Origin of the sequence: Pantoea sp. Taur (assembly GCF_009830025.1) — a bacterium.
In the GTDB taxonomy this organism is placed as follows: Bacteria; Pseudomonadota; Gammaproteobacteria; order Enterobacterales; family Enterobacteriaceae; genus Pantoea; species Pantoea communis.
The window spans coordinates 16,724-30,843 of sequence record NZ_SZZZ01000017.1; the positions used below are offsets into that span (position 1 = coordinate 16,724).

Genomic DNA, 14,120 nt, shown 5'->3' on the forward strand with positions numbered 1-14,120 from the left:
AATTTAGTTGTCTTATAAAACACGTGGTTAATGTTTCTATTAAATGGTGAGCTTCCGTCGTTAGACGGAAGCTCACTCAGAGTTCATTGAAACTCAGGATATATTGTTCCTCTTCCCTCAACCTTAAAAGATTGTTTTAATTTTCCTGGAAAAAGGCTCCTTATAATTACGTAAAATAATGGGACAAAGAAGATGCCCAATAGGGTTGATGTCAGTGTTCCACCAAATACACCAGTACCAAGCGAGTTGCGTCCCCCGGCTCCAGCCCCTGAGCTCAGTACTAAAGGTAAGACGCCTAACATGAATGCCAGGGATGTCATTATTATCGGGCGCAAACGCATTCGTGCGGCTCTTAGCGTGGCATTGATCAGTGTCTCTCCCTGTTGTTCAAGCTCCCTAGCAAATTCAACGATTAAAATGCCATTTTTAACTGCCAGGCCAATTGTTGCCAGTAGTCCTACTTGAAAATAGACATCGTTCTCCAGTCCGCGCAATGAAGTGAATAACAATGCACCTAGAATACCAATTGGCACGGCCAACATAACGGATACGGGGATTGTCCAACTTTCATATAGTGCTAAAATGCACCCGATAAGTCGCTTAAGGCCATTTTCAACGCGCATCTTGATGCGTCTTGCGGCGGTTGAAAACGACTATTTCGTTATACATTTTATAGACCCTAAGTTACTCCTATCAGGAACCACTTTTTCTGGATGACGGGCTTTGCAGCTTTTACGCCAGCCGTCTTTGAACGCAGAAACACAGATGTTCATTTCTTAACTGCGTCAGCCACGACAGCAGTGACTGCTTTAAACCGGAAGTAATTGCGCCAGCATCTGGCCCGCCAGACGCGCTGTCTCCCGCAAACGCTCCACGCTGGCACCCTGCCGTGAGCGAGCCGACAAGCCCGACATGATCGTCACCATAAAATCCGTTATTCGCACGGCCTGTTCTGGATAGCGCTCGGCAATATAGGCATGAAACATCTTCTCGGCCGCTGTATGAAAACCGCAGGCAACCTCACGCGCGGAGAGATCGTCGCAATGAATACCTTCCAGCACCAGACATCCGGTGGCTTCTGGATCGGCAGCATAGCGACTTGCAGCTTCATCCAGTACCGCAGAGAGACACTCCGCCACCGGGCGATCGTGACGCAAAAGCGCTTTGAAACTGATAGCGCCATTTTGGGCATATCGATCAAGCACCAGCCGATAAAGCCCGAGTTTGCTGCCGAAGGCGGCATAAAAGCTGGGCGGATTGATGCCAAAGGCTTTGGTCAAATCCCCCACACTCACCCTGTCGTAACCACACGAGTGAAACAAATTCTGTGCAATGCATACCGCCTGTTCCGCATCAAACTTGCGTGGGCGGCCTGGCGTACGGATAGTTTTTGTAGTCATCACTACATATTCCTTTGACAACCTGACTGACTCAATAATATTGTAATGACCACTACAATACAATTGAGGATACTCTAATGGCGGTATTTACAAACAAATCGGTACTGGTGTTGGGCGGTAGTCGGGGCATTGGTGCGGCCATCGTGCGGCGTTTTGCCTCCGAGGGTGCTGCGGTAGTGTTCAGTTACGCCGGCTCGCGCGAAGTGGCAGAAAAACTGGCGGAAGACACAGGCAGTAAAGCGGTTCAGGCGGATAGCGCCGATCGCGATGCCGTGACTAAACTGGTACGCGAATCCGGGCCTCTGGATGTGCTGGTGGTGAATGCGGGCGTGGCAATTTTTGGTGATGCGTTAGAGCTGGAAAGCGATGCCATAGATCACTTATTCCGCATCAACATTCACGCACCTTATCACGCTGCGGTAGAAGCCGCCCGTCAGATGCCACAAGGCGGTCGCATTATCGTCATTGGTTCCGTCAACGGAGACCGGATGCCAATGCCAGGCGGCGCAGCCTATGCCGTCAGTAAATCGGCCCTGCAAGGATTAGCGCGCGGTCTGGCCCGTGACTTTGGACCACATGGTATTACGGTGAATGTCGTCCAGCCGGGTCCCGTCGACACCGATATGAATCCGGCAGACGGCCCGATGAAGGAGCTGATGCACAGTTTTATGGCCATTCAGCGTCACGGTAAACCTGAAGAAGTGGCCGGTATGGTTGCCTGGATTGCCGGTCCGGAAGCTTCATTCGTGACAGGCGCTATGCACACGATTGATGGCGGATTTGGCGCGTAAGATGTCATCGATGAATTGAGCCAGGTTGCCCCACTAAAACCTGGCTGCATTTGCTCTTTCAGCTGTGAGTGTTCAGATATGACTCATCGCTCTTCACCTGATTTCTGCCCGCCTGCTTAGCGGAATAGAGCGCCATATCGGCCTGCCTGATCAACAATTGAGCCGAGCGATTTTCTCTCTCAGTGTTCAGCGATGCACATCCCGCGCTCAGCGTCACCCGTTGGGAAGCTAACAGAGACGAGTCATGGATGATGTCCTGCTCACGTACAGCTTGCACAGCAGCAGCAGCCACCGCCATCGCATGTTCAATATCAGCACCGGGAAGTACGATGGCGAACTCTTCTCCGCCATATCGTGCCACCAAATCGGTACCGCGCAGAGAGATGGCGTTTATCGCCTGCGCCACACGCTTCAGGCATTCGTCCCCGGCCACATGGCCGTAAGTGTCGTTATAGCGTTTGAAATAATCGATATCGATCATCACCAGCGAAACCGGCTCGTTGTGCGTGTCAGCGGCCAGGATGCACTCCTCAAGGTAGCGATCAAATGCACGTCTGTTTGCCAGCCCCGTTAACGCATCCGCATGCGCCAGTCTGTTCAGTGCATGGTTGGCTACGCTCAGTTCATCACGAAGATTGGTCAGTTCAAGCTGGTAATGCAAGCTGTGCCGGGCCTGACGCAGGACGAATACGCCCATGGCAACGATGGCGGATAATAGTGCAAGACTCAGCAACACATCCTGTACGCGTCCTTTCATCCATTTAATGAACAGGCTATGCGTGTCATACCCTGCTGCAACCACCAGCGGGTAACGATCTGATCGTGCAAAACCAAAGATACGCGGTTTGCCATCAAGAGCCGAGGTCCACTGCCCGCTTCCACGATTTGTGGCCTGCAGCATCTGCTGAAACAGATGGCTGGAAGAGAGGTCTTTGCCGATAAAACTATCAGGCATCGGCCGTGCGTATAACACGGAACTGTCAGCCAGCATTAACACCAGTACGTCCTTAGGCCCCATCTCGTAATAAGCGTAAAAGTGCCGGAAATAGTCAACTTTCACCGTAGCCAGCAAAACGCCCTGAAACCCGCGCAGCGCATCGCTGATACGAAGTGAAACGGGGATCACCAGATCGGCGGTACTTCGGCTACGGATCACCGGACCGAGATGAATGCTGTTGCGCGGATTGTCGCGTTGAAACCTAAAGTATTCGCGATCGGAGTTATTGATGTCTGCCGGTATCTGCGATGCAGAGGTGGCTATCCACTTGCCCTGGGCGTCGTAATAGAAAAGACCGTGCAGCTGCGGCAATCGCCCCTGAAGCTCCCGCATGGTCTGGCTCAGATTGCGGCTATTGATACCGGTCACCAGCTGCGATTCAACGTCACGCTGCATTTCACGCATCGCGAGCTCAGTTTGCAAGAAGGTATCTTCTGCCTGCCGCGCCTGCGACAGCGCCAGATTGGTCGCCGTTTCTTCACTCTGCCTGACGGTGTCATTCCAGTCCTGCCGCAGTGTCCATATGCTGATGCCTAATACCGCAGCGATCAGCACAATGCCTGCGAACGTGATGCTTCTGATAAGGGAGTGATAAAGGAGCCCTGCTTGCTCGCGCGCGTTTTTTTGCTTCATCCTTCATCCCCATTATCTTTTTCCAGCATTCAGTTAAGCAGATAAAGAGAAATGCGAAAGCTTAGCTGACACAACCCGCCAAAACGGCTGAACTCCAGGATATTTCCTGCTGCTCAATGTTGATAACGTTCAGAAATGATTGCAAATAGATATCAGGAAGGATGACGGAGGACATTGCGTAAGAGCGTTTGAATAAAGATAGGTATTTCAGTGAATATTTTTAGAATGCCATAATTAAGTTTCTTAAAAAGAAACCATGATGAATCTGACCGGCTTAACAGGCCAGATTAAATCGATGACCGATTTAAGTATTTAATTCAGCGCACCATCATTATTCAACCCTCTGAAGAAAACATTTTGATGGCGCACCGGATTAACAGCATGAACTGGCGTCTCTCTCAAATCAGTTCCCGACGATTGCATTACGCCGATTCAGCAATGACCGATTTAAACTGAGCGTGCCACATATTATAAAACTTGCCCTGTTTACCCATCAACAGAGCAAAACTTCCGTTTTCGATCACTTTTCCCTCCGCCATGACCACGATTCTGTCGAACTCTTTGATATTTCCCAGACGGTGAGTCACGGCGATAACCGTCGTGTCGAGTGAAAGGATTTCTTTAAACAGGCGATGTTCAGTTTCTGGATCGAGCGAGGATGAAAACTCATCAAAGATGAACAGATTGGCTTTACGGTATAACGCACGCGCGATCGCCAGTCTTTGCCACTGCCCGATTGAAAGTTCATCACCGCCAAACTGTTTACCCAGTCGGGTCTGCTGCGGATGAGGAAACGCGACTTTACTGAGTAAATCGTCAACCTGAGTGGAATGCGCTTCTGTGTCATATTGACTCAGTGCGATATTCTCACCGACGGTAAATTCATACTTGCCGTAGTCCTGAAACACGGTTGCCACCTGCTGACGGTAACCGTCAATATCCAGACTTTGTAGTGGAACACCGGATACGCTGATATCACCCTGTTCATAGGCATACATCCGCAGCAGCATTTTAATCAGCGTGGTTTTACCACTTCCGTTATCCCCCAGAATAGCCACTTTCTCACCTGCCCTAATCTCAAGATCAATGCCGTCTATGGCTCTCTTGCTCCGGCCTTCATAACCAAAGCTAAGATGCTTAATACTGAGTGAGAACGGCGTGTTATCGGGGAGTAATTTTTGGCCGTTGGTAACGGGCTCAATCTCCTCGGTCATAAAGGAGTGGTAACTATGAAAAAAGCTGCCCATTGATGTCAGATTGGCACCGTAATTCGCAATTTCATCCAGATGCGATTTCATCATCACAATGGACTGAAACACCATCACTAACGCGCCCACCGCGATATCACTGCTGCGCAGATTGCTCAGGAAAAGATACACCCCGGCAAATAGCATCACCAGGCTAAGCAGCATGGCGGGAATGGGCGTTATCAGCGCCCTGACGCGTTGCTGGTGCATACGTTGATAGGTATTAAATGCTGACCCTGAGAACTTTTTTAGCAGATAACTACCCAGCCCATAGAGTCGAATTTCCTGTAAAAAGCTTTTATCCATACTGACACCATAGACGTAACGCATTGCAATTGCGTCCTTAGAGTTTTTGAATAACTCGTGCACGTATTTTTTCTGGATATGGATATTAATGATAATCATCGGTAATACGGACAAGGCGCAAATGGCCGCCCCAATCCCTGAATACGCAATCAGCACCAGTAGCAAGCTTCCAACCATCACGGTGGCTCTGAATGAGTAAATAATGCAAATGATGAAATTAAGCGGTCGGTATGCTGCTTCTTTTTTCAAATATTCCAACTGCTCGTAACGCTCCTTGTTGTCAAACAGGCTCAGAGTAAAAGATTCATTCATTCTCCGCATAATATTGGCGCTGAAATGGCTGGTTGAAATTTCCGTCACATCACCCTGAATGAGATTCACCAACGGGGTCATCAGTTGAATACCCAGCAAAGACAGACACCAGATAGCAACACTGAACATCAGTGCATGATCACTGATTTGAGGCGTATGGAGTGTGTTAATTATCTTTCCTGTCATGAAGACATTAAGCGCCGGTATCAGGCCCTGAAGAAGGACGATGGCGATAAGTGCAGTAATACGAAGCGGGCTGGATGCAAAGACGTACCTGATTGCCAATAACATTGACTGCCTCCCTTGTTGCAGTTGGAATGGGTCACGCGGGTCGAAACAATAATAGTTGAGAATGAAATTCATTTACACTAATCGCTCACATCTACTTTGCAGCGCGTAACGAGGAAATGCGAAAAGATTTATCAAACATGTAATTAATAACCATTCTCACTTGAGCTATACTCCTCCCTCCCTTCCGCCGAACTGGTGCGAAGGCGCAGTAACAAAGAATGGAGGATGAAGATGATCGCAGACAAGGTTATCCGCATTGCGGCGGCAATCATGATCAATGCGGAGGGGCGAGTACTTTTGGTTCGCAAGCGCGGTACCCGCTATTTCATGCAGCCCGGAGGGAAAATTGAGTCGACTGAACGGCCTGTGGCTGCATTGATTCGTGAACTCAAAGAGGAACTGCAAATCAATGTCACTGAGCAGGATACGCAATATGTCGGTCAGTTCACTGATACAGCCGCAAATGAGCCAGGACATACGCTTATCGCTGAAATATTCACTGTTCTTGCACCCACTACAACGATAATGCCAGCGGCTGAGATTGAAGAGATCGCCTGGCTCCATCCTTCCGAGAATGCTTCGCTGCCATTAGCCCCACTCACCAGCCAGCAGATAATCCCCCTCATATTGAACGCAGGCCAAAGCGCTCACTGAGTCTACCTATTGCCAGCCAGTCATGATGAGCAAGAGCAAACGTGAAATGAATGGGATCTTCACCTGATCAGGATCGCGTGGTGCGACTCGATCCTGTGGAACAACCACTATAGAGAGTAAACCACTCCTTCATACCCTGACGCGCTGCAATGATGACAATTATCCGTTCCTGTGCACTCGCGCTCATCACCTTTATGTTAGTAATTACTAACACCAGTATTAGCAAGCCTTGCGAGGTTAGTAATCACCAGGGGAGTAGATTAAACATAACCACTGTAGTGAGTAGTTACTCTCTATAGTGGTTGTTTCTACTCTCTATAGTGGATGTTTGATCCTCTGCCCTGCAAATCAACGATCTTGCGATCGATATGGGATCTTCAAGTTCTTCCGATATGTGCATTGCTTGGAATTTTACTCTCTATAGCGGTTAGCCAAAAAATCAAACATTAAAAATGAATACTATAAATCATATACTTAAGATAATTAAACGAAACCAAATAACCGCTATAGAGAGCAAGCTCACTCTCTATAGCGGTTATTGCAGGATGCGAAAATCCCGCAATAGCGTTCCTGTTGGCAGGATCTCAGGCTAAGCTGCTCATCAATGCCACCAGCAGTGCTATCCACTGTAGTGAGTAACTCCTCTCTATAGTGGATATACAGAGAAGGAAAAGCAGTTTTCGGCAATAAAAGTGAGTAAGTTAATGATAATAAAGCAATAATCATTGTGATTTAGGCGATATTGAACATAAATCACACTGTTATCTGAACAAATATTCCTCAATAATCATCAGATAACTCAATAAGATAGAAGTGATAACGTCACTTCCGTCGAATAACCACTATAGAGAGCACATACCTACTCTCTATAGTGGTTATTAAAACCTGGCGACGATCCTGGATCATTCCACGACGACTAAACACCAGCAGTCCCCTCTTCTATCACACTGAAAGCGGTCACATTGCGAGTTTTGGCTGAGAATGGTGCAAATTGTGAGCGACTTCCAGATAACCACTATAGAGAGTACAAGCCTACTCTCTATAGTGGTTACTGGGTCACAAATGTCTTGATAGCAGTGAATGTGGGAGGTGAACGACGTGGCTTGAAGCAGCAAATAACCGCTATAGAGAGCACTTACTCTCTATAGCGGTTATCAAATGGGGGTAATTCAGAAGACTACTTCACTTTACCTTTGCGAATTTCCTCGAGGATCTTCAGCTCCGCTTTTGACAGCATCACCATTTCACCCTGCGGTTCGCTCGATGCAGCAACATCATTAGTCTCGATGGGATCATCCAACTCCAGCTCATCTTCGAGAATATCCGGCAGCTTGAGTGGCAGCTCTGCAGGTTTGAGCTTAGGCCGGCGATAGTGAATGTGGAATACCACGGAGCTACCGCGTTTTAGCTCAGTGTAATCAAGGTAACCAATGTCTTTGAGCTGTTCCATCGCCCTGCGTACGGTCGCGTTTTGCGTGATGGGACGAGATGTCAGATTTAGACGCTGTCGCAGGCGCGCCATGGAGATTGGCGCCGGATTAGGAGGCAGGCTTTCGATAAAGGTATAAAGCGCCTGAGCGGACTCCTTACGAGCCAGAGCGTTAATGGCACGAAGCTGCAGCAAAACCTTGCGATCAAACTGATAAAGCTCGAACAGCTTGGGATCGGCCTGAAGCTCGACCGTATCCTTTTTGACACTGTATTTAGCGGATTGCACCAGATGCGTGACATAGAGTTCATCTTTGTCAGCAGTACCGAACTGGATGGTATTGGATGCAATGCGGATCAGCGAAGCTTCCAGTCGCTCCCTCAGCTTGGCTGAAGATCGAGAGGAAGGAATGCCACATAGTTTGACGAACTCGACGAAGGGTAAAACGACTTTGTCATTGGTGACGTTGTACTTTGCAAACGCGTGAATGATCCCGACCCAAGTCTTAAAATCATTGTCCATATCGAGTCGCTGGCCAATGATCCTGATCCTTTCATAACCTTCTGATTTAACGAGCGACAGTAACTTAAGTTCGTTCGTGACATCAGTAACGGCTGTCGTGTCGTTTTTACGGTTATTGGTCGATTTTAACGTAGGAACGAATAAGCCTAATCGCATTAAAGCAACCGGTTGAACAGTGTTATCTCTGTTGGGGGTAAGTACAACCAGTTCGCCAGTTCGTTTATCTGTTTCTGAAAAGGCTTCAACTATCTTGTTGTTTTTTAGCTCATTTTCCGACATTTTCGAGGATCCGGTTTATACACAGGGACATCGCGCGTTTACTCTCTATAGCGGATACTAGCACTCACTTCATCGGTTAGACTACTCTCTATAAAGGATAATTTACTCTCCATAGCGGTTAGTTTACTCTTTATAGCGGTTATCAATCTCTCCTCAGGGCTTGCGGCACAAGGCTTTAACCGTAGTGGGGATCTGTTAGGAACTTCTATGATCTTATAAGGATCTATTCTTGGATCGGGTCAGTGAATAATGGGGATAACCTTTTCTGGATAACCGCGGCTGATCTTCAGTCAATCACGCTGCAGAAATCATAGTTATGCACAGCAGAACCAGTTACACACAACTTTCATCAATGCCTGCTCACTACAGCGGTTATCAGTCACTCTCTTCATCGGTTGTTTCACTCATTTCATCGGTTATTTTCCTCTCCATAGCGGTTAGTTTACTCCTTATAGTGGTTATTAAAGCCCTTTCAGCCCAGTCATATCAAGGCCTACAGCGATCCGGGATCTTCTTTGATCTTAATGGGATCTCATTATGATCGAATAATTGGATCTACCCTGTGGATAATGGGGATAAAAATCAGCGTTAAATGAGACTGTTAAGCAGGTTTCAGCTGGAAGACGGTGATTTCGTTCAATTATGAATGTCGTTCCTGAGAAAAGATCCCTTTGTATAACTTGTTGGCCTGGATGAGCCCAGATTTTGGTATAAACACGATCATCAATCAGATGTTCGTAAATTCAGCCTGTACAGGGTTTTTGCCGCGTTGAGAGGATTGGGCTTACCAGATACGATAATTGAACTTAAATGGCTTAGAAGGCTGCTGAAGCGCTTAGAAGCACAGATTCAAACGAGCGTGGGTTACTGAAAAGTGAGAACAATAAAAAGGACGTGAAAATCACGTCCATTTTGGATTTGCGTTGTATGAAGGAGCCGGATCAAGACTTAGTAAGGATCGCCTTAATTGCAATATCGATCTCTTCCAGCGTATTGGCAGGCAAACGGTAGAATTCATACTGTACATGGCGCTTTTCTGCGTTAGTTTTGCGCTTAGCGTAAGCGGTACGATCTGAGAAATGGCCAAACTTCTCGGTGGTGACACTCTTGTTTTTCACCGGCTTAACCAGCTGCTTTTTAGCAGTGGTGAAAAACGACAGGATCCGGGTTTTCTGATCATCGGAGGCCAGTTTGTGCAGCGCCTGATCGTCATCCATTCGCGCTTTGACCTGAGCCACAACCTCTTTAACCGCCACACCCTCTGCTTTCGCTTCTTCTGCCACATCCAGCAGCAATTTGTAGTCCGGAATGCTGAGGTCGGAGACGACCGGTATTAACTCGATGAATTCAGCAGGAACCCACGCAGCCTGAAATGCACGCGTCACTTTGGCGTTTGAGATCCCTTCTGCTTTCGCAATCTCGGTCTTGTTCATGCCCTGCGCTTCCATCATCAGGAAACGTTGACCCAGTTCACGCAGATTGTGCTCTTTTGCTGTCTGAATATCCGCAGCCAGCTGGCGGGCATCACTGATATCAATGTCATCCTCGGTCACCAGAACTTCGAGGCCCGTTCCGGCGAAAAGACAAGCGGCACGACGACGAGAACCATCCATAATTTCAATGCGGCCATCCACCAGGCGGCCAATTGCCGGAAAGAACTGCTGCAACTCAATGGTGCGCGTAATGTCTTTTACTGATTCTTCAGTGAGCGCTGACTGGTCTCGCCCATTCACCTGCGCGTCAACAAAGGTTTTGCTTTCCACTTCACCGCTGGGAATGAGCTGGCGGCTGAAAGTCGCTGTGTTACCCGACTTCAGAGTGAATACGCGTGACTGATTGCCGCTGTTGATAAAACTCGACATCTGGGATTGGCCCATGGTGCGGCCAATTCTTTTGAGTGATTTGGGTTCGGTCACTTGGTACTCCTGATATATTCAATGCGGTCAAATACAGCGCGTGAAAAATTCTCGGCTTCCTGTTTCGCCTTTCTGAGTGCATCGGCACTGCCTGGATACGAAGTCGGATTTGCGCTGATCACCGTGTCAAATGACTCACCACATCGCTCAAAACCATCTAAACGGGGTAATACCGCATCCAGCATCGATTTTGTGAACACCTCACGTGCATAGCTATGAGACGTAATGTGGTCATGTTTGGTGGTCATCTTCGACATAAAGCCAATATTTGCTTTCAATCTTGGCTCTATCCCCTCGTTCTCAATGCGCTCAAGCATTTCCGGCAGTCGCGTCAGGTATTTCATCGTTGAGTGAAAATCAACCTGTGCTGGCGGTGTCGGCGTAAGCAGTAAGTCACTGGCGGCAATGGCATTGAGCATAAAGGCATCAAGATGTGGCCCGGTGTCGATGAAGATAAAATCGTAATCTTCAGCCAGACGATCAATGACGTTGCGACGAAGGACTTCCGATGGAGCGATGCCGGGTAGATTCTCAGCAACCAGTGCATCCCAGTCGCTGGCGACAAAACCATCATCGATCGAAGCGGGCATCACATCGACGCCTGGCATCACAGTGGGTTTCACAAACTGCTCACGCAGCTGCTGAGTGCTGACATCGTTCAGCATCGCCTGTGCAGCCGTTTCCAGCACCGAACCGACACTGTTGGTATGGCTGAGGAACATGGTGCTGGAGGCCTGCGGATCCAAATCAATCACCAGAATTCGCAGATCATTATGCAGCAAGCCTGGGTGAGCACGTAAACCGTGTGCCAGGGTAACGGTCGTGACAGTTTTGGACACGCCACCTTTGAGATTTACAACAAAAACGACGAAGGGATCTTTATGTTTGTCGCGATATTTGGGCACCTTACGATGCTTATAGATATCGACGACGTTTTGAATGCTCATTGCATATTGAGAAGTGCTGCCCGTCTGCTTTCTGCCGAATTCATAACCCGCCTCTTCCATCTCACTGATGGCGGCGGCAACCGCGTGTTTACTCAACAGCGGTAAGTTGGCGACGGCATTACGAGTAAAGGTATGGTAGTAGCCTTGCTGGTTAAATTCCTGACGCTGCTGCTCGATATGGCTGCTGAGTCCGTGCAGCATGCCATTCGCACGGTTGGCGATATCAAACACGTCACCGTAATCACGCTTCATAAGCACCTCAATAATAATGATTTGTTGTATTGTACTAAAAAAGCTTCCGCATGCCAGTTTTTAGGTAAAAATCAATAAAATTGGATTTTTTAATGATTGAGTGATTTTCGCCTTTATAAATATTCTTCAATTAAATCAATAGTTTATGTGGTTAAGGCTTTCACCCAACCAATCAATTCATGAAAGTCATGTTTCAATCAATTCCCCTACCCTATCGTACTTAGCACGATATTTAAACAAAAGGTGTTCAGCCGAGTTATTGAAAAAAACAGGGTTGATGGTCAAGCTGATTGATGAAATGGTTGGCCGGCGTTTTCATCGGCAAGATGAAGTTGACAATATGAGGCTGCACGAGCTTTGGTATAAAAATGGTTGTAGAGGCTACAGTGATTTTGCGTATTATCACCCACATGCGATTGTCATACAAAATACGCCTTCCCTTCCCTTCCCTTCCCTTCCTATAATTCATTTAAATAATGACATTTAACGCTGTTCATTAAAATTATGCGCTACAAGCTGTGACCGCACTTTTAAAAAAGTAGCTAATGTTGGTACGCAGTCATTTTCACTAATTTATTCACTCGCCAAACACTGAATGAATTTTAAAAACATTATAATTTCAAAGTACATCTACTACACATTTAGCTCACATCAATGATGTGAACTTCTTCTCCGCATCATGTTTTCAAACACGCTCCTCAGAATAATTCAGTGTATGAACGTTCTAACTCATGATCTGATTAATCCAAGTAACAATAAAAATTTATTGGGTTGTGGCGTTGTTTTTGCCACCATTGTGGTGACGTGTGTTTCAATGCACACCACACTACAACTTGTATAGATTAAAATCTGTTGATAAGACTCGAGGCTTTTATTATTCCAGTTCGCGTTGATTTTGCGGTGTACAAAATAATTTGCGCACAACATTACATAAGTATATCTAGCGCTCGATTTTCAGAATCAGAAATGTTCTGGTGGTTCAAACTGGGATTGCCTTACGGTTAACTTGAATAGGATTTGATTGAAGACTTTTATCAACCCTGACACCTGAATCTGAATCTGAATCTGAATCTGAGAAGTATAATGCACGTAATCTAATTGAGAGAAGAACTGTAATAGTGAAAATTTATCTAAGAATGTAGATAATTTTAGATATTTAGATGTTAACAATTAGCTCTCGAAACTTCTGCGCTGTATGTAGCATTGAGCACGTAAAAGATATCAATCTTAGATTAGGTTGAAGCCAAGGTAGTAACACACACTATGCAGGAAAATGTTTAAATTTGGCTAACTGCATGGTGATTTTCAGCCTGAAAAAAGTGGAATTATTTGTTATTATTCAACACTTTAAGTTTATTTTTCGGTGGTGTAATAATCATTGAATTGAAGGGTTTTTACTTCACTTTAGGTTATTAATGGTAATACTGCATTGTCCAGCGTCCAGCGTCCAGCGTCCAGCGTCCAGCGTCTTACTTTTGACAAATTCATCCGTTTTCAACGACCCAGACAATTCGACAAAATTTACCTATTTGACCAATTCTCATTGCAGCATTACGTGCCTATCATCCAACCAATGTGCAACTGACCCTTACATGTAGTTATCAGATGCCATTAATCACACCTACTGGTGATATAAACGAGGAGAAATCTGGAGAAGGCTTAAATGCTGGTTTTAGCATAAAAGTCGCATTGCGCGGAAAGTGGAGGATAACGAATTACCTACTGTCGCTTAGATGCATTTCGTTATCCTGGAGTTCTGCCTGGAACAGCTGCAAAGGGATGAACGACACGAAATGCGTTATGCAGAAATACCATCGTCATAACTCACTCGGGCATATAAAAATAGCGTCCAGACCATCCTAAGCGCCATCACTATCACTGCCTTCACCACCAATCAAAAATTCATGGTGATTTTCAGCCTGAAAATTTCAGAAAATTTCCTTTAATACACTACCTTATAGCGTTTTCAGGAAGGTGAAAAATCCACTTGAAAGGTGACAATGTCATTTCAAGCTTAAAGCATCAACACTCATGACAGCGAGCCCGGAAGGGCAGGGCGCCCCTCTAGTGCCGGTAAGAATGCTTTACTCAGTGCGTGCGGAAGACAGTGAGCAAAAGCACGCCCAGTTCAATCAAGCACAATT

At 46.7% G+C, this 14,120-nt stretch carries 8 protein-coding genes and 1 pseudogene; 2 read left to right on the plus strand and 7 right to left on the minus strand.

Going from position 1 to position 14,120, the window contains the following annotated elements; genetic code table 11:
* Positions 1-83: 83 nt before the first annotated feature.
* Together FD744_RS19595 and FD744_RS19600 are read right to left on the minus strand one after the other, a co-directional pair.
* Positions 84-587, minus strand: a pseudogene (locus FD744_RS19595) (efflux RND transporter permease subunit); the annotation flags it as partial.
* Between the two features lie 222 nt (positions 588-809).
* The gene (locus FD744_RS19600; protein ID WP_160869047.1) at positions 810-1,400 is read right to left on the minus strand and encodes a TetR/AcrR family transcriptional regulator; all 591 of its coding nucleotides are present in this window, start codon (positions 1,398-1,400) and stop codon (positions 810-812) included.
* 77 nt (positions 1,401-1,477) lie between these two features.
* Between FD744_RS19600 and bdcA the strand changes: the two genes are divergently transcribed.
* A complete protein-coding gene (gene bdcA, locus FD744_RS19605; RefSeq protein WP_160869048.1) occupies positions 1,478-2,191 on the plus strand; it encodes an SDR family oxidoreductase in 714 nt (237 codons plus the stop codon).
* Positions 2,192-2,249: 58 nt separating this feature from the next.
* Here the strand turns inward: bdcA and FD744_RS19610 are convergent, their stop codons facing one another.
* On the minus strand, positions 2,250-3,821 hold the full coding sequence (locus FD744_RS19610) for a sensor domain-containing diguanylate cyclase (RefSeq protein ID WP_160869049.1): 1,572 nt from the start codon (positions 3,819-3,821) through the stop codon (positions 2,250-2,252).
* A gap of 422 nt (positions 3,822-4,243) precedes the next feature.
* Positions 4,244-5,977 (minus strand): ABC transporter ATP-binding protein, encoded by a 1,734-nt coding sequence (locus tag FD744_RS19615; RefSeq protein WP_160869050.1) that lies wholly within the window; start codon positions 5,975-5,977, stop codon positions 4,244-4,246.
* 231 nt (positions 5,978-6,208) lie between these two features.
* On the opposite strand from FD744_RS19615, the gene FD744_RS19620 reads away from it, so the two are divergent.
* Positions 6,209-6,631, plus strand: a complete 423-nt coding sequence (locus tag FD744_RS19620; protein WP_160869086.1) for an NUDIX domain-containing protein — start codon at positions 6,209-6,211, stop codon at positions 6,629-6,631.
* A gap of 1,177 nt (positions 6,632-7,808) precedes the next feature.
* On the opposite strand, the gene FD744_RS19625 is transcribed toward FD744_RS19620, so the two are convergent.
* From FD744_RS19625 to FD744_RS19635, 3 genes are all read right to left on the minus strand, one after another.
* Positions 7,809-8,861 (minus strand): RepB family plasmid replication initiator protein, encoded by a 1,053-nt coding sequence (locus tag FD744_RS19625; protein WP_160869051.1) that lies wholly within the window; start codon positions 8,859-8,861, stop codon positions 7,809-7,811.
* Positions 8,862-9,802: 941 nt separating this feature from the next.
* On the minus strand, positions 9,803-10,738 hold the full coding sequence (locus FD744_RS19630) for a ParB/RepB/Spo0J family partition protein (RefSeq protein ID WP_160869087.1): 936 nt from the start codon (positions 10,736-10,738) through the stop codon (positions 9,803-9,805).
* Between the two features lie 35 nt (positions 10,739-10,773).
* Complete coding sequence (locus FD744_RS19635; protein WP_160869052.1) at positions 10,774-11,976, minus strand: AAA family ATPase; 1,203 nt, start codon at positions 11,974-11,976, stop codon at positions 10,774-10,776.
* Between the last annotated feature and the right edge of the window lie 2,144 nt (positions 11,977-14,120).